The organism is uncultured Mobiluncus sp. (assembly GCF_963511525.1).
In the GTDB taxonomy this organism is placed as follows: domain Bacteria; phylum Actinomycetota; class Actinomycetes; order Actinomycetales; family Actinomycetaceae; genus Mobiluncus.
In genome coordinates this window covers 12170-29061 of sequence record NZ_CAUPIY010000017.1, presented here as the reverse complement: position 1 = coordinate 29061, position 16892 = coordinate 12170, and the positions used below count along the sequence as shown (strand labels likewise).

18 protein-coding genes are annotated in these 16892 nt (G+C 58.1%); 5 read left to right on the top strand and 13 right to left on the bottom strand.

The genetic code is table 11. The features are described 5' to 3' along the window. The first annotated feature begins 126 nt into the window (after positions 1 to 126). Entirely contained in the window at positions 127 to 531 is a 405-nt protein-coding gene (locus tag RQ935_RS09640) for a hypothetical protein (RefSeq protein ID WP_297346599.1), read from the top strand. 67 nt (positions 532 to 598) lie between these two features. On the opposite strand, the gene RQ935_RS09635 is transcribed toward RQ935_RS09640, so the two are convergent. Beyond that, a complete protein-coding gene (locus RQ935_RS09635) occupies positions 599 to 1321 on the bottom strand; it encodes a PspA/IM30 family protein (protein WP_311498183.1) in 723 nt (240 codons plus the stop codon). Between the two features lie 193 nt (positions 1322 to 1514). Between RQ935_RS09635 and RQ935_RS09630 the strand changes: the two genes are divergently transcribed. Further along, the gene (locus RQ935_RS09630; protein ID WP_297346672.1) at positions 1515 to 3125 is read left to right on the top strand and encodes an ABC-F family ATP-binding cassette domain-containing protein; all 1611 of its coding nucleotides are present in this window, start codon (positions 1515 to 1517) and stop codon (positions 3123 to 3125) included. Positions 3126 to 3189: 64 nt separating this feature from the next. Beyond that, positions 3190 to 3957, top strand: coding sequence for a hypothetical protein (locus tag RQ935_RS09625; RefSeq protein WP_297346671.1), 768 nt, complete (start codon positions 3190 to 3192; stop codon positions 3955 to 3957). Positions 3958 to 4023: 66 nt separating this feature from the next. Here the strand turns inward: RQ935_RS09625 and RQ935_RS09620 are convergent, their stop codons facing one another. Beyond that, positions 4024 to 5136 carry an NADH:flavin oxidoreductase/NADH oxidase gene (locus RQ935_RS09620; RefSeq protein ID WP_311498182.1) on the bottom strand — a complete coding sequence of 371 codons (1113 nt, stop codon included), beginning with the start codon at positions 5134 to 5136 and terminating at the stop codon, positions 4024 to 4026. A gap of 224 nt (positions 5137 to 5360) precedes the next feature. On the opposite strand from RQ935_RS09620, the gene RQ935_RS09615 reads away from it, so the two are divergent. Continuing rightward, positions 5361 to 5603: a type II toxin-antitoxin system prevent-host-death family antitoxin gene (locus tag RQ935_RS09615; RefSeq protein WP_311498181.1), complete on the top strand. Its 243-nt coding sequence runs from the start codon at positions 5361 to 5363 to the stop codon at positions 5601 to 5603. Continuing rightward, positions 5603 to 6004: a type II toxin-antitoxin system VapC family toxin gene (locus tag RQ935_RS09610; protein ID WP_311498180.1), complete on the top strand. Its 402-nt coding sequence runs from the start codon at positions 5603 to 5605 to the stop codon at positions 6002 to 6004. The genes RQ935_RS09615 and RQ935_RS09610 overlap by 1 nt, the downstream gene beginning before the upstream one ends. 68 nt (positions 6005 to 6072) lie before the next feature. Here RQ935_RS09610 and RQ935_RS09605 read toward each other — a convergent pair whose 3' ends face one another. The 11 genes from RQ935_RS09605 to murJ form a co-directional block, all read right to left on the bottom strand. Continuing rightward, complete coding sequence (locus RQ935_RS09605) at positions 6073 to 6549, bottom strand: metal-sulfur cluster assembly factor (protein WP_311498179.1); 477 nt, start codon at positions 6547 to 6549, stop codon at positions 6073 to 6075. Between the two features lie 4 nt (positions 6550 to 6553). Further along, positions 6554 to 7096 (bottom strand): Fe-S cluster assembly sulfur transfer protein SufU, encoded by a 543-nt coding sequence (gene sufU / locus RQ935_RS09600; protein ID WP_297346668.1) that lies wholly within the window; start codon positions 7094 to 7096, stop codon positions 6554 to 6556. A gap of 19 nt (positions 7097 to 7115) precedes the next feature. Beyond that, the gene (locus RQ935_RS09595) at positions 7116 to 8417 is read right to left on the bottom strand and encodes a SufS family cysteine desulfurase (protein WP_311498178.1); all 1302 of its coding nucleotides are present in this window, start codon (positions 8415 to 8417) and stop codon (positions 7116 to 7118) included. Between the two features lie 33 nt (positions 8418 to 8450). Next, complete coding sequence (gene sufC, locus RQ935_RS09590; RefSeq protein WP_311498177.1) at positions 8451 to 9215, bottom strand: Fe-S cluster assembly ATPase SufC; 765 nt, start codon at positions 9213 to 9215, stop codon at positions 8451 to 8453. A 66-nt stretch (positions 9216 to 9281) separates the two neighbouring features. After that, complete coding sequence (locus RQ935_RS09585; RefSeq protein ID WP_297346665.1) at positions 9282 to 9593, bottom strand: Rieske 2Fe-2S domain-containing protein; 312 nt, start codon at positions 9591 to 9593, stop codon at positions 9282 to 9284. Then, positions 9590 to 10759, bottom strand: a complete 1170-nt coding sequence (locus tag RQ935_RS09580; RefSeq protein WP_297346664.1) for a SufD family Fe-S cluster assembly protein — start codon at positions 10757 to 10759, stop codon at positions 9590 to 9592. The genes RQ935_RS09585 and RQ935_RS09580 overlap by 4 nt, the downstream gene beginning before the upstream one ends. Then, the gene (gene sufB, locus RQ935_RS09575) at positions 10760 to 12205 is read right to left on the bottom strand and encodes a Fe-S cluster assembly protein SufB (RefSeq protein ID WP_295027165.1); all 1446 of its coding nucleotides are present in this window, start codon (positions 12203 to 12205) and stop codon (positions 10760 to 10762) included. A 90-nt stretch (positions 12206 to 12295) separates the two neighbouring features. Then, a complete protein-coding gene (locus tag RQ935_RS09570) occupies positions 12296 to 13012 on the bottom strand; it encodes a metalloregulator ArsR/SmtB family transcription factor (RefSeq protein WP_297346931.1) in 717 nt (238 codons plus the stop codon). A 225-nt stretch (positions 13013 to 13237) separates the two neighbouring features. Beyond that, complete coding sequence (locus RQ935_RS09565; RefSeq protein ID WP_297346930.1) at positions 13238 to 13918, bottom strand: NUDIX hydrolase; 681 nt, start codon at positions 13916 to 13918, stop codon at positions 13238 to 13240. Further along, on the bottom strand, positions 13915 to 15174 hold the full coding sequence (locus RQ935_RS09560) for a glycosyltransferase (RefSeq protein ID WP_307741744.1): 1260 nt from the start codon (positions 15172 to 15174) through the stop codon (positions 13915 to 13917). The genes RQ935_RS09565 and RQ935_RS09560 overlap by 4 nt, the downstream gene beginning before the upstream one ends. Beyond that, the gene (gene murJ, locus RQ935_RS09555; protein ID WP_311498176.1) at positions 15171 to 16877 is read right to left on the bottom strand and encodes a lipid II flippase MurJ; all 1707 of its coding nucleotides are present in this window, start codon (positions 16875 to 16877) and stop codon (positions 15171 to 15173) included. Before murJ ends, RQ935_RS09560 begins: the two co-directional genes overlap by 4 nt. Positions 16878 to 16892: the final 15 nt, after the last annotated feature.

Here is a 16892-nt window from a genome sequence, read left to right as displayed (position 1 = left end):
CAAACTATATGAGGCACCACATCACCTACGCGCTCAAAATACATAAGGTACGCCGACCCCTGGTTTTCATTTGAACCGTAAGATAAAATATTGCTGAATTGTCGGTGTTCTGAAAGGGTTTCAACGATGAAAGCAAATTTGGTTCTTCAACGAATTGTTGCCATATTTCTCAGTCTCGTCGTCGTGGCTCACTCCGGGTTCGCACTGTGGCAGCTGTACCTGAGCGGCAAAACATTTTACCCCTCTGAACACACCACTATTTACTATGCGTCGATACCCCTTCCCTCCCAGCTGGCCGTGCTAGTCCTGGCGCTGGCTTCGTTTGGTTTCGTAGCAGCCTCCATTAAGCACGGGTTTTCTGTAGGGTGGCTCCTCCCCGCGCTGGTCCTTTCCACGCTTTGCCTTGTGGCGACCGGAATCGTAGGTCTGATTATGACCATGCTAACCCTAGCAACCGCCGCGGCCTACAGCTTGGCACGGTTTGCGCCCAAACTGGCTCGCGCCAAAACCCCGAACCCAAGGTCAGCTTAACTCCTAGGACGTAAAAACAGCGTGGGGCCGGTTGACAATCAACCAGCCCCACAACTTTGTTAGCTCCCTAGCCGTTGCTCTTTAAAGCGTTGAGCCGCGCTGCAACTTCCGCGTCTGCCGCGGACACATCCAGGGCGGCGAACTGTTCCTCCAGGGATTCGCTCTCTCCCGCCAGCTCGGCCTGACCGGCCGCCATGGCCTCGGCCCGGCGGACCTTTTCCTCAAAACGCCCCAGTTCGGAAGTCGGATCCATAATGTTAATCTTGGACACGGCCTGCTGCACCTGGGTTTGCGTGGCCGCGGTCTTCGAGCGAGCCACCAACGAGTCCCGCTTCGACTTCAACTCCTCCAGCTGCATCTTCATCGTGTTCAGCCCGGACTTGAGCTTATCCACCGTGGCGGTCTGAGAAGCAATAATCGGAGCCGCTTCCTCGACCTCCTTTTCAAAGCTAATCTGTTTCGTGATGGCGACCTTCGCCAGGTTGTCCATCTTGTCGGCTTCGGCCGCGTTGCCGGCAGCTCGCAGTTCATCGGCTTTTTTGGAAGCCGCCGCGGCTTTCGCCCCCCAATCGGTGGCGGCCTGCTGATCCTCATCGCGGTCGCGTTCCGCTAAACGCAGATTCCCAATCGTTTGCGCCACCGCCTGTTCAGCCTCCGCGATTTCATTGGTGTAATCACGTACCAGCTGGTCAAGCAGCTTTTCGGGGTCCTCTGCCTTGTCCAGCAGCGCGTTGATATTAGCCTTGGTAATTTGGGCAATACGTCCCAAAATAGATTGCTTTTCAGCCATTTTCTGTCCTTCCAGTCGAGCGGCTTGTGCGTTTTAACGCTATCGCACCCGCCGACGCGACCACTCACCCTTTGGGGTGATTTTTCGTCCCGAGAATCGTTCGCCAGACGGATTTGTTGGGGGTTGCATCTCACGTCACAAGGCCGGGTGGGCAGGTTTTCGGTTCTGGCGGTTTTCCGACTAAACTCTTGGGGTGATTACTGCCACTGACCTCACCTTGCGGATTGCGGACCGTGTCCTCATGGAACACGCTTCATTCCAGGTCAACAAAGGTATGCGGGTCGGCTTGGTGGGACGCAACGGCGCCGGCAAAACCACCCTGATGAGACTGCTGAGCGGTACCGGACTGCCCGACGCGATTCAGGTTGAGGGAACCGTGTCCCGGTCGAGCACCCCGGGTTACCTTCCCCAAGACCCTCGAGAAGTCGATCCTGACCAGATCGTGCGCGACCACATCTTGAGCGTGCGCGGACTCGATGTCATCGAAGCCAGAATCCGTAAGGCAGAGGAGGCGATGAGCCGCGAGACGGGCGAAAAACAGCAAAAGGCCATGGAAAAATATGTGCGCCTGGATCAGGAGTTTCATATGTCCGGCGGCTACGCGGCAGCTTCCGAGGCCGCACAAATCGCCGCTAACTTGGGGATTTCCAACGAAACGTTACGTCAGTCGTTAGGGACGCTCTCCGGGGGGCAACGCCGCCGGGTCGAACTGGCACGCGTGCTGTTTTCCGGGGCGGACACCCTGCTGTTGGACGAGCCCACCAACCACTTAGACCACGATTCCATAGTGTGGCTGCGCAGTTACCTGCGAACGTTTCCCGGCGGGGTCCTGATTATTTCGCACAACGTGAAACTTTTGGACGAAACCTTAAATCAGGTTTTGTACCTCGATGCGATGCGCGGCGCGTTGGACATGTACCACATGGGCTGGAAAGCGTATTTGCAAGCTCGCGCTGACGACGAGGCGCGGCGGAAACGGGAAAGGGCGGTAGCGGAAAAGAAAGCCGCGGCCCTGCAAGCCCAGGGTGAGCGTCTGCACGCGAAAGCCACCAAGGCCGTGGCGGCCCAACAGATGTTGCGCCGGGCGGCGCAGCTGCTGGAAAATACCCAGGCGGAGGGTCCGAAAGAAAAAGTGGCCAAACTGGATTTCCCGCAGCCCCAGCCTTGTGGGAAAGTTCCCCTAGCTGCTGAGGGGATTTCCAAAACCTACGGTTCCCTGGAAGTCTTTACCGACCTGACGCTGGCTATCGACCGCGGCTCAAAAGTAGTGGTGTTAGGGTTCAACGGTGCGGGGAAAACGACCATGTTGCGTATCTTGGCTGGTCTGGAGACCAGCGACACTGGACGGGTGGTTGCCGGTCACGGACTGAAGCTCGGCTATTACGCTCAGGAACACGAGACCCTGGACGATTCCCTGTCCGTGGTAGAGAATCTGCGCCAGGCTGCTCCAGAACTTGACGACACCCAGGTGCGTTCCCTGTTGGGACAGTTCCTGTTCTCCGGGGCGGACGCCGACAAACCCACCGCGGTACTGTCCGGTGGCGAAAAGACACGCCTAGCTTTGGCGACGTTGGTGGTGAGCGGGGCGAACGTGCTGCTGCTGGACGAACCGACCAATAACCTGGACCCCGCCTCACGGGAGGAAATCCTGAACTCCTTGGCCACTTATGAGGGTGCGGTTATCCTGGTCACCCACGATCCGGGCGCGGTGAAAGCGCTGGATCCGCAACGAGTCCTGCTGCTGCCCGATGGCGATGAGGACCTGTGGGATGAAACGTATTTGGAACTCGTTGAGGTGGATTGAGCCGTGGTCTTTGCACACCACACAAAACGGTAAACTGTTTGAGACAGACTAGAGAGGAAAACTGATGCGTTACCAAAAGACAGTCGCCAGCGTCCTGGGGGCAGCACTGCTTGCCGTAGCGTTGAGCGGATGTGCCGGCACGAAACAGACTCTGGACAACCCTGACAGCGCTTACATCAAGCAAAAGGATTCTCTGCCAACGATGGTGAAACAGTTTTCCGGCCCGAACCTCGCCATTATTTTAGGTGGGTTAAAGATTAAGGGCGACAGCTTGAAAGTGTATGACGAAGAAACGACCGCCTCGATGCGCTCCGCGGATCATCAAGCCTTGGATCTGTTGCGGGAAACCACGTTTAAACCCGAAATGTGCCAGCAAAAGCTCATCGCCTCCTATACCGACAAACCGGAAATCCCCGCAGCTTTTTCCCAAGCTAACCTCAACAATCACGCTACGGTAGTGCGCTCTCAACTGCGAGCCTACCCGTCCGTGGCGCAGGCCCAGAAAGCCATTCAAGTCCAGCGGGATTTGGCTCAAGCCTGTCCCACCTACGCGGTGACAGCTCCCGGAGGCGCCAGCTCCCAGCAAACCACCGCCGCGGCGGATTATCCGCTTGACGGAGCCCAAGACGGCTTGATGATGACTTACGGAACGGACCGCGGTGAAGGCCAGATTGCCCCCACCGAAGTCGGGGTGTTTCAGCGAGTCGGCAACTTGGAAATTCGGGTGTATTTTGATGGCAAAAATCCCGTCATGGATGCCAACGAGGCTCGCGCCGAATTGCAGGAATTCGTAACATATCTGGGCCAAGCTCTGATTGCGAAAGCAAAGTAACTCCCGAGGAAAGCCTCGTCCCGGTTCCAAAAGTTTCTGGTGGCGGTCCGCCTGGAGCCGGCGGCGTTAGCTGCGCGGAGTGCCACTAATGTACGGCTTGGGAATGGGGGCTTCGTCGCCCAAACGCGCCGCCCAGGCTAGGGGCAGCGACGGATCAGTCAGCAAAGGCCGGCCGACCTGGACCACGGAGGCTTGGCCGTTGACCAAAATCTGTTCAGCTTGTGCCGGTTCGGTAATCATGCCGACAGCCGAAACGGGCAAGGGCCCCCGGTCTTGAATCTCGGTGGCGTATTTCACCTGGTAACCCGGGGCCTGCGGAATCTCTACCCCGTCAATCAAACCGCCGGTGGACACGTCGATAAAGTCAACCCCGAAAGCGGCCAAATCCTGGACAATCCGACCCCAGTCCTCCAGAGTAACGTCGCGCTGTAGCCCGAATGCTCCGCTGGGAACCCAGTTCGTCGCCGAGATCCGCATCAAGAGCGGGAAATTTTCCCCCAGCTCCCCACGAATCGCCATGACCAGTTCACGCCAAAAACGGAAACGCCCCTGCAAATCCCCGCCATATTCATCGGTGCGTTGGTTAGTCAGCGGGGAAATGAACTGGCTCAACAGGTAACCGTGGGCGCCGTGAAGTTCCACAAAATCGAAACCGGCCGCCAAAGCGCGGCGAATGGCGGAAACGAAGTCCGCTTGCGTCTTGTGAATATCCGCGACACTCATTTCGCGGGGAATCTCATGGCGGGAGGTAAACGGAATCGGGCTGGGCGCAATGGTATGCCAGCCGATGCCTCCTAGGTCGGAGTCTTCGGGAGCCAGGGGCGTGCCGGAAGGGGACGTGGAGGCCTTCCTGCCGGCGTGAGAAATCTGGATGCCCGCAGCCGCGCCGCCTTCCTTGATGAGGGTGGCCAACCGGGCAAAAGCCGGGATTTTTTCATCCCGATCCAGCATTAAGTCAAAAGGGCTGATGCGTCCTTCCGGGCTCACCGCGGTCGCTTCCACAATGACGGCACCCACCCCGCCTGATGCCCTGGCCCCGTAGTGAACTTCGTGCCAATCGTTAGGCCAACCCGCGGACGGCCCCTCGGAAGAGGCGGTAAATTGGCACATCGGCGGCATCCACAAACGGTTCCGGGTATCGAGGTTTTTCAGCCGAAACGGCGTAAAAAGGTGGGACATGGGGTAATTCTAAGCGTTACGCTGGCCTGTTGCCTATCTTTCCACCGTTCAATAGTCGCCAGGTGACCAGTTGGCGGTGTTTCAGCGACTCCCCCTCCCCGGCAGAGCAGGTGGTAAACCGCTGTTTCGCCAGGTCTGAGCCGCGAACCAAACCGGCGCCGGACTGAAAATAGCGCCGCGCGCGCCTATTGAACCCTCGTAGCACGCTGCGCTACAATGGAGTCATGCAAGCCACACTAACCCAGCGGGAACTGCGCAACGAATCCGGACGGGTGATGCGAGAAGTCGCGTCCGGTGCAACATTTATTGTCACTTCCAACGGCCGGCCGGTCGCCGAACTCAGCCCCATACAGGACACCTGGTTTTCCAACACCGCCGTGGTTCTGTCCCGGTTCAGCGAAGCTCCCGCGGTGGATGGCGACACTTTCAAAACTGATATCGACGATTTCGTAGACATGGGTGTTTGATGTCCCGACTCGAATATGGATTACTGGACACCTCGATAATCATTGATATTACTGAGCTTCCCACCGACTCCCTGCCCTTGCACAGCGCTATCAGCGCCATCACCCTGGCTGAACTGGAGGCCGGGGTTTACGCCGCCAAATCTGAGATAGAACGCTCCGCCCGCCTGGATCGCTTGCAGCGCACCGAGGCAGCCTTCTCACCCATTCCTTTTGACGCCTCCGCCGCCCGTGCTTATGGCCGAATCTATGCGGCGGTTGTGGCTCTGGGCCGAAAACCACGGCGTCGCTTCGCCGACCTCCAGATTGCCGCCACCGCTCTGGCACACAATTTGCCCCTGTTCACCAGGAACCCGGACGACTTTTTCGGCTTGCACGAACTAGTCTCCGTGTATCCCCTCTGAGGGCAACACCCAACCGCCCCTCGGAAACGCAGCTTCGCCCAGAAACGCAGGTGGGGAACCTGGTGACCTCACACGTTGAAACCGAGGGCCCGCAGCTGCTCGCGGCCGTCCTCGGTGATTTTGTCCGGACCCCACGGCGGCAGCCACACCCAGTTGATAGACACGGTTTTCACCAAATCTTCCAGCACGAAACGGCACTGGCGCTCAATCATATCCGTCAGCGGACAGCCAGCAGAGGTCAGGGTCATGTCAATAACCAGGTCGTCTCCGTCCAGATGCAGTCCGTAAAGCAACCCCAAATCCACGATGTTGATGCCCAGTTCCGGGTCGATAACGTCTTTCAGCAGTTCCACGATTTCTTCCACCAAGGCACGCTGCTGTTCGGAGAGTTCCGCGCCGGGATTCGCCACGGCATCCGCCGCTATCCCGTCAACCAAGGTTGCCGCCCCTGCTGGTGCGGTGCTGACCTCTGATTCCACCGCCGCGCTGGCGTGCGGAGTGCCCAACTCTTCCAATAGCTCTTTACTCAAGGGTTCTTCACTCATGGGTTTACTCCTTTGTCGTTTGAGGGGTTTCAGGGTCAGAAGGCCGGTTCATCACTTTCGGGTCACAGTGCGGCGCTGCCTGCGTGCCGCCGCCGGTTCCATCAGTCGCCACAGCTTGGGCCAGCGCATCTTTCAAGGCCATCCACCCCAGCAGGGCGCATTTCACGCGGTTGACATAGCGGGAAACGCCTTCCAGGCTGGAGGCATCGCCCAGACGATCGAGCAAATCCTCATCCACGCCCCGGCCTCGTGAATGCATCATTTCGTTGAAATCCTGTTCCAGCCCGTGCACAGTTTCCAGGTCTTGGCCCTCAACCAGCTCCCACATCATCGACAGAGAGGCCTGCGAAATCGAGCAGCCGTGTCCGTCCCACACCAGGTTGCGCAACTTTCCGTCAGCCACTTCCACCTGCAGCGTAACCTCATCTCCGCAGGTCGGATTGACCTGATGAGAACTGGCAGCCCAGCCGGGAAGGGTGCCGGCTCCATGCCGAGCCTTGGACTGCTCCAAGATGAGCTGCTGATACAGGTTTTCCAGTTCGTTCACTTGTGTTCCTTCTGTCTATTCAACTATCCGCCGGGGTAACGCCAAAGAACTTTGCGGCCTGCGGAAGCGCTTGCAGCCAGCGGTCAATCTCATCAATAGTCGTGGTGGGGCTGAACGTGGCTCGCGTGGAGGCGTTCACCTCAAAGAAACGATGCAGCGGAATGGCGCAGTGATGCCCGACCCGCACCGCCACACCTTGAGAATCCAAGTATTGCCCCAGGTCATGAGGGTGAATCCCTTTCATTTCAAAGGACAATACCCCAGCGCGATGCGTCATGTCGGTGGGACCGAGCAGTTTCACGCCAGGAATCTCCACCAGCCTCGGCAGGGCGTAAGCGGTGAGGGCCTGTTCGTGTGCAGCGACCCGTTCCATCCCCAGTTCCTGCAGGTACTTGCACGCGGCGGCCCAACCCACAATCTGGGCGACCGGTTGGGTGCCAGCTTCGAAGCGGTAGGGTGCCGGCAGGAAAGTCGTTTCCTCCACCGTCACGTTTTCAATCATGGAACCGCCGCTGAGGAACACCGGCAGCTGTTCGAGCAACTCACGGCGCCCCCACAAGGCTCCCACCCCGGTGGGGCCGAGCATCTTGTGCGCGGAAAAACACGCGAAATCAACCCCGAGCTGATCGACTTCCAGCGGTAGGTGGGCACTGGATTGGCAGGTATCCATGACGACGATGGCACCGACCGCCCGGGCAGCGGCAATAATTGGCGCAATGTCCGTCACCGCCCCGGTCACGTTGGACAGGTGTGTGGACGCAACGACCCGCGTGCGCGGCGTAATGACGTCCTCTAGGCCGCTCACGTCCAAGCGCCCGTTGGGGGTCAGCTCGATGACTTTCGTAACGGCTCCGGTGCGTTTGGCCACCAGCTGCCACGGCACCAGATTGGCGTGATGCTCCGCCCTGGTGAACACGATTTCATCGCCCGGTTGCAAGGCAAAAGGTCCGCCCGCGCGTTCCCAAGTGGCAGCGGCGAACCCGTAAGCCACCAGGTTCAGCGCCTCAGTGGCTCCCGAGGTCCACACGATTTCTTCGGGGTCGCTCACTCCCAAGAAGTCCGCGACGTCCTGGCGGGCATCTTCAAACAAAGCCGTGGCTTCGTCGCCGAGCTGGTGAGTGCCCCGGTGTACCGCCCCGTTGTGGCGGCGGTAAAAATCGTCAATGGCATCCAACACGACCGCCGGCTTTTGTGAGGTTGCCCCCGAGTCCAGGTAGTCGATGGGCTGACCGTCGCGTCCCGAAACGCTGAGAATCGGAAAATCCGCGCGAATCCGAGCGAGTTCCGCTTCGCTAAAATCTGTCGCCGGGCCTGTTACCATGACAATTCTTTCCCTTCGCCGCTCACGCCGCCCTTAAGCAGCCGTCGAGGCTCCCAGGTACTTGTCGTAGCCCTCGGCTTCGAGTTCATCGGCCAGTTCCGGTCCGCCCTCTTTGCTGATGCGCCCGTCCACAAACACATGGACAAAAACGGGGTGAACGTAACGCAAAATCCGGGAATAGTGGGTAATCAGCAGGATTCCGGTATTGGCGGCCTCATGCACCCGGTTGATGCCCTCGGAAACAACCTTAAGAGCGTCAATGTCCAAGCCGGAATCTGTTTCGTCCAAAATCGCGAACTGCGGCGCCAGCAGCTGCATTTGCAGGATTTCCAGGCGTTTCTTTTCTCCGCCGGAAAAGCCCGCGTTCAGATCCCGGCTGGCAAATTCTTTCTCCATCTTAAAGTCGTCAAAAGCTCCGTTGACTTCTTTCATCCATTTACGCAGCGCCGGAGCCTGCCCCGCCACCGCAGTTTTAGCGGTGCGCAAGAAGTTCGACACGCTCACCCCGGGGACCTCGACCGGGTACTGCATCGCCAAGAACAGTCCCGCCCGAGCGCGCTCGTCCACACTCATCTCCAGAATGTTCTTGCCGTCCAGCCGGGCTTCACCATCGGTGACCTCATACTTCGGGTGTCCCGCCAGAACATAGCTCAAAGTCGATTTGCCTGAACCGTTGGGTCCCATAATGGCGTGTACTTCGCCGGAGTTGATGGTCAGGTTTACGCCTTTCAATATCTTTTTCGGCCCCTCCGGGGTCTCCACCTGGGCTTTGAGGTTCTTTACTTCCAACACTGACACTGTTTTCTCCTGTTTCCTTTTTTCATTCCAAGCTGTTCGGCACGTTTCGTGCTGAGATGGGCTTCGTTATGCTCTCACGTCCACTGCAATGAAACCGTCGGCAATTTGGACGGGGTAAATCTGAAGGGGGTCGTGGGCCGGCGACTGCGGCTCGCCGGTTTCCAAATCGAACTGCGCCCCGTGCGCGGCGCACTCGACGCAGCCATCCTCAATAATGCCGTCCACCATGGAGAACCCGGCGTGCGGACATTCCTTTGCCATCGCGTGGAAATCTCCCTCATCGCTGCGTAAAACCACGATTTCAACGCCTTCCACGGTAACTTCTTTGCCGGTTCCCGGCTCGATTTCATCGATACTGCCAACTTTGGTAAAACTCATTGCAAACTCCCTACACTCAGGTGACTATCTACGGTTTCCAACACGTAGTCAGTCAGTTCCGGTATTTCTAGCATATTCAATAGTTCCGCATAGAACGCGCGCACGACCAGTCGTTTCGCGTTGACTGCATCGATACCGCGGCTTTGCAGGTAGAACAGCTGTTCGTCGTCAAATCTGCCGGTCGCTGAAGCGTGTCCGGCACCTTCGATTTCACCGTTGTGAATCTCTAGGTTCGGCACGGAATCCACGCGAGGTCCCTTGCCCAGCACCAGGTTTCGGTTCAGTTCGTAGGAATCCGTCCCGAAAGCCTGCGGCCCGATACCGACGTCACCGACCCACACGGTGCGTGCCTCCTGGCCTTGCAAAGCACCCTTGTAGGTCACTCGGGACTTCGATTTTTGCCCCTTGTGCTCGATAAACAGCCGGTGTTCCTGATGTTTCCCCGCGTTGGTAAAGTACAGACCCAGCAGGTTTAGATTGCTGCGTTCTGCGGGCAGATTCACTCCCATCGCGATGCGTACTGAGTCCCCTCCCAAGGTGACGTTGGCGTGTTTCACGCTGGAGTTTTGCCCCAACGTCATCTGTTGGGTCGCCATATGCACCGCGGTATCGTCCCAGGCTTGCAGGCTGACCACGTTCAGTTTCGCGTCCGGCTCCGCTTTTACTTCCAAAGTCTCGTTCAGGGAGCCGCCGCCGCGATGACGCAGCACGATGGTAGCTTGGGACGCTTTTTCCGCGTATATCCGCACGTGACCGACGGTGTCTGGCCCCTCGGCGGTGACGTCAATCCAGACCGGTCGACTCACCGCACCCGTAACCGCTACATCGAGGGTCTGGGAAATATTATTCCAGCCAACCACTCCAGCACGGTCGAAAGGGGCTCCAGCCAGCGGCGACAACCCCGCCACTGCGGACAGTTTCAGGGTCAGATCCGCCTCGGGTTGGACTGGTTCGTCGGTACGCAAGGCCACACCGTCCACCGCAAACTTGGCGCTACCGCCCTGGAGAGATTCTTCCAGCAAACTGGAGAACCGCGATAACGGGGTGAAGCGCCAGGCTTCTTCCCGCCCGGTCGGCATCGGAAAATCCTCAACGGAAGTGGAAGTCAGTCGGGTTGGGGTCGGAGCGGCCAGCGCTCCGCCTGTTGGCACAGTTACTTCAGTCATTTAGCCCACCGACCCTTCCATCTGCAGTTCGATTAGTCGATTCAACTCCAAGGCGTATTCCATCGGAAGTTCCTTGGCGATAGGCTCAACGAAACCGCGTACGATGGTCGCCATCGCTTCCGTCTCGGTGAGCCCTCGGCTCATCAGGTAGAACAGTTGGTCCTCGGACACTTTGGAAACAGTTGCCTCGTGCCCCATTTCGACCTCGTCATTGCGCACATCCACATAAGGGTAGGTGTCGGAGCGGGAAATGGTGTCCACCAGCAGGGCGTCACACAGCACGTTGGACTTGGAACCGGTGGCGTTTTCGGCAATATCTACCAAACCCCGGTATGACGAACGCCCGCCTTGCCGGGAGATGGATTTGCTGACAATATGCGAGGACGTGTGCGGGGCCCGGTGCAGCATTTTTGAGCCGGTGTCCTGATGCTGCCCCTTGCCGGCAAAAGCGATGGACAGCGTCTCGCCGTGGGCGTGCTCGCCCAGCAGGTATACCGAGGGGTACTTCATGTTGATGCGCGAGCCGATGTTGCCGTCAATCCATTCCATCGTGGCGCCCTCCTCGCAAAAGGCGCGTTGGGTCACCAGGTTCAACACGTTATTCGACCAGTTTTGAATAGTCGTGTAACGCACCCGGGCGTTCTTTCTCACGAAGATTTCCACTATGGCGGCGTGCAGGGAATCCGACTGGTAAATCGGGGCGGTGCAGCCCTCTACGTAATGTACGTAAGAGCCCTCGTCAGCAATAATCAAAGTTCGTTCAAACTGTCCCATACTTTCGGTGTTGATGCGGAAGTAGGCCTGCAGGGGAACCGTACACTGCACTCCCTTGGGAACATAGATAAACGAACCGCCGGACCACACAGCCGTGTTCAGCGCGGCAAACTTGTTATCCCCCGCCGGCACGGCCCGCCCAAAGTACTCCTGGAAGATTTCGGGGTATTCTTTCAGTCCCGTGTCGGTGTCCAGGAAGATAACACCCTGTTTCTCAAGGTCCTCGCGGATTTGGTGATAGACAACTTCCGATTCGTACTGGGCGGCCACCCCGTCCACCAGGCGTTGACGCTCCGCTTCGGGAATTCCCAGACGGTCATAGGTCTGTTTGATGTCCTCGGGCAGGTCGTCCCAGGATTGAGCGACCTTATCGGCAGCCCGCACGAAGTACTTAAACTCGTCAAAGTCCAGGAACTGCAAATCGGGACCCCAGTTCGGAATGGGTTTGCGCTGAAAAATCTTGAGGGCTTTCAACCTCAGTTTCAGCATCCATTCCGGCTCATCTTTCATCTCGGAGATGTAGCGCACCACGTCCTCATCCAAGCCGCGTTTCGCGGCTTGTCCGGCGGCATCGGAGTCATGCCAGCCGAATTCGTACTTATCGGAAATAGACTCGATAATCTCATCATCCGCGCGCTTTTTCTGATCTGACTCAGTCAGAGCATCGCTCATCTCTATCCTTTCATTTGAGGTTTTCTCTAAGTCTAGTTAGCCCGGTCGGGGCTTGATATTTAGAAGTTGCCGGGAGACTGTCTAGCTGATTTATTCCCCCCGACTTCGCTTCCCTCCGTTCAACACATTAATGCTGCTCAGAGCCCCATTTTTGCGCAAGGTTAGCGGCACACAGGTGGTGCAGGCATGGTCCCCCTCAGCAAGGGTGGCGAGGCGCTGCACATGGGTATCGAGCAGTCGGGAGAAGGCTTGTGTTTCTGCCTCACACAGCTTTGGATAAGACTTGGCAACGTCCTGTACCGGGCAGGATCCTTGGCATAGCTGCAGTGCCAGCCCGTGGGCGGTTTGTCGGACGGTTGCCGCGTAACCGTCCTGTGCTAGCGCATCCGCCAAGGCCACGACCCGGGCTTGTGGGTCGTCTCCGGCGGCGTGAACTACCGGAGCGTAGCGGCGTTCGACCTCTCGCGAATGCCGATTGGCAAAGTCTTCGATAGCTTGGTCGCCGGCGACTTGCTGCAGGTAGTCCAGCGCCTTGTTTGCCATCTGCGAGTATCCATCCGGCAGCGTGGCGCGTCCGGCGTCAGTCGCCACATAGTGACGTGCCGGACGCCCGCGGCCGCGAATCTTGCCGGTCGATTCAAGGTTCTCAATCTGCCCGCTCTCCTCCAGATAGATGAGGTGGCGACGAACTGCCGCTGGGGTAAGTTTGAGGATATTAGCCAGGACAGAAGCAGTAATGGGACCCTTTTCAATGATTAGGTCCAGAACGACTTGACGGGTGCCCTGATCATCCACGATTGCTGGCATCCCGCTCCTCCTTCGTTAAAATCTTTACATCAACGATGACTTTCCTAAATCTAGCATATTTTCCCAAGCGAGTCATTGCTTAAAACCTGCCAAAATACGCCAAACTGCGGTTTTATTGGGAAAATTTGCGCAACATCAGTGTGCCAAAAATCAGTTTGCAGCCGGGCCGGTTCAGCGGCGGCCGGCTGAAACCCCAGCAACTTCTAAACGGGGCTGCGGGCGGGTCTAGTCCAAAGAGGTTTTCCGAAACCACGGGGCTGACACCGGACGCAAAGAAACCGGGGATAATCCGGGCGGATCCAGCGCCAGCGCAGTAGCCAGTACCCCGACGACCGCGGAAGGATTGTGCATCTGTCCCGCAAAAATCGCCGCCACCGCCTGCCGCAACCCTACCCAACGCCGCGCCATAAATGCTTCTTCGGCTTCACGCTGAAAACTGCGCTCCGAGGCAGGAATCAGGGTTAAATCGCGAGCCAAGTACACTCGCAGAGCTTCGGAAGACCCGCCCGGCGTGGTGAAATAATCCACCAGCACGTCCCAGCGAGTAGCTTTCAAGTCGGCTTCCTCCTCCAGCTCCCGCTGCGCCGCACGCAGTGGATCCTCTCCGGCAATGTCCAACAATCCCGCGGGAATCTCCCACAAGGTCGCGCCCACCGGGTGACGGTATTGATTGATTAACAGCACTTCCGGCTCACCCGAAGAGCTGGCCTCACCTTCCCGCAGCGGAACGATGGCGACCGCCCCCGGATGCTTCACAAAATCTCGTGTTGCCACCCCATCGCCATAGCGAACCCGTTCAGTGAGCATGGAAAAAACTTTGCCCCTAAACACTTCCAGAGAATCCACCACGGGAAATTCAGTTCGTTCATCCTCTGGTGGTTCCAAGCACAGTGGGGTATAGCTCATTTTTGTTCTCCTGTTTGTGGTATCTGGCTACTCTTGGTTGTCCGTTGGTTTTGCCCCGCCAGGGAGCGCCGGTAGAATCCCAGCCATTCGCTGGCGACCTGGTCAGTGGTCGGCCAGGTGGCGGCGCGATGCCGGGCAGACTCTTGTTTTTCGTACCAGATGCTGGGGTTGGCCAGTAGTTTCGTGATGGCTTGAGCTGTTGCCTCGGCATCGTCTGTATCCACCACGAGGCTGCCGATTCCGAGTTCCGGATCGTTGGACTGTCCCGCGGTTTGTTCCCCTCCGACCAGGTTTTCACCCTGTTGACTGTCCATCGCTACCCCTGCAGGCAGCAAAATGTCTCGCAATTTCCCGACCGGGGCAGCCACAATCGGCAGCCCCAAGCTCATGGCTTCTTGGGCAATGAAACCCCGCGATTCCCATTCAGAAGTAATGACCAATACACTCGCGGCTTGTAACCAGGTGTCCAGGGACTTGCGCCACCCCAGGAAAGAGACCTGCGCATCGCTACCGTAGGAGCGCAGACCCGCCAACAGCTGGGGATCTCCATCCCCGATAACCACCCCGGTGGCTGGATAAGTCACCCGCTGCATAGCGCGAACAAACCGGTCAAAACGTTTCTCTTGCTCAATCGGACCAATCCCCAGCACCAGTTGGCCACGGTTGCGCAGCCGTTCCGCGGCCGCCAGCTTGGCCCAGTTGCCCACCCGCTCCTTACGATTGAGCATTCCGGTTTGCAAGAGTTTCTCTACCCTGGGGCTGACCAGGAAAGATACCGCCGAGTCGGTATCCGCCGATGATTGCCGGTCAATCTTTGCGGTCAGGCGCAGCGAAGAGCCCGAAATGAGCGAAGCCCGGTTATCCATCCACCGAAAGAGCAGCTGGCGCCAGAACGTATCGCGGCGTTCGTCGTTCAGTTCGTACAGCGATACTAAAAGCGGCGGAGTATTGGGGATAAACATGGTCAGCACCAGGGCATACAATGCCGCTTTCAGCCCGTGAACGTGAATGACATCAGAGTTTTTCAGCACGTCTTGCGCCCGGCGCAACCGCCGCAGATTCGTACCCATCAGGAAAAGTCTGCGCGGTTTCACAATCCACAGCGGCAAAACATTCTTGAGACGATACAGCTTGGCGCTGGTGGGTTCGGCAATAATCTGAACATCGTGGCCTTTTGCCGCCAAAGTGCTCGATAGCGATGCTACGAAAGTTCCCATCGAGTGTGAGGCTTTGCCCATCACCATGGTTATTTTCACGATTCGCCTTCTTCCAAACGTTCTGTTTCAGGTTCTGCCGGGAGAGGATTCTGCGAGGGTGGATTTTTCCCAAGGTTCTCAGTTGTTTCAACAGTTTCGGGAGCGTGGCGGGCCGCGCGGGTTTGTTTCCAAAAGGGCGTAGCGATGATTTTCAATCCCGGCAAGGCACAGGCTACCGTCACCAGACCGGCCCCGAGAGTTGCCCACAGTACCCCCAGAGGCAAATCTAGGGCAGTGACTCCCGCATATGCTAGGCGTCCCAAGACTCCGCCCAAGACAGCTCCCGGAACGGCAATCAACAGGGCTTTCAACACCTGAATCGGGGAGCCGACCTGGAGGCGACCCCACACAATCAGCAGGTAGGCTCCGGCCGCGCTCATGCCCAAGGCATTGCCGACACCCAGAGCAATGAGCGTGGCGACGCCGTTACCGCGCGAAGACGCCAAGACGAGAATCAGCAGCCACCCGCTCACGGCGGCTATCCCCCACCCTAGCAGCGCTGCGAAAAAAGAATGCCGTGCCCGGTTGACGGCGATAAACACTCGTGACAGGTGATAGAGCAGGGCGTAGCCCACCAGGGCTGGAGCCATCGCCACGACCGCCATTTCCAGTCCCGGAATGGGACGGTTCCACGCAAAAATGGCTGCCATACCGGGCGCCACCGCAATTAGACCAGCGACTCCCAACAGAGACAGACCGGCAATCAACGCAGTGGAACTGGTGGCCAGCTCCCCCGCTTTTGCCGTCTGCCCGGCCGCAAAATGCCTTGTCATCAGGGGAAACACGACTGTCGCCACCGGGAAGGTGAACAGTGCATAGGGTAGCAGGTAGATAGCTTGGGAATACTGAAAAACGTTGATAGTGCCTTCCACCCCACCCCACCGGGTCAGGAACAGCGTGGCGAGCATATAACCTTGGGCAGCAAGCAGCGCTCCGATACCGTAGGCTCCCAAAGCGAGGGCCTGACGGAATTGCTCCCGCGGCATTCTCCACACGAGCTTGAGGCGCACCCCCACGTTCCAGACGGGAATAAAAAGCGGAACGCTCAGCACCAGCACCCCCGCGGTAGTTCCCCACGCCAGGGCGGCGATAGCGGTGTATTCGGTCGGGTTGGAGCCACTGAGAGCGCCGTAGGCAGCATAAGCGACGATGGTGACGATGGAGGAAAACGCCGGCATCAGGGCAGGCCACGCAAAGCGATGGTGGGCTTGCAGGATTCCCCCCAGCACCACGGCTATTCCGTAGAGCGGAATCTGCAGAGCAAAAACCCGCAGGAAATACGCGGTCAGCGCATTTTGGGTAGCGATGTCGGAGCCCACTGAAACGGGTAGCACAGCGGAGATGGGTTCGGCGGCCACGAAAACCAGCAAACCCAGTGGAACCAGCAGGGTCAATGTCCAGGTAAATAGCGCTGAGGCGAGACGGTTCACTTCGTCTTTCAGTGAGCCAGCAATGGCTTGAGCCAACAGGGGGATGGTGATGGAAGCCAAAGCGCCCCCGACCACGACTTCAAAAATCACGTTGGGGATTTGGTTCGCCGAAGCGTAGGCGTTGCCGACTGTACCCGCCCCGACCCAAGTGGCTTGGGCCAACCATCGGCCGAAACCGAAAATTCTGGAGATTAGCGTCATAACCGCTACTGTCCCGGCCGCCCCCGCTAAGGCCGCCACCGGGTTCGTGACAGTTTGCTCACGCTTGCTCAAATCGACTAACGCACC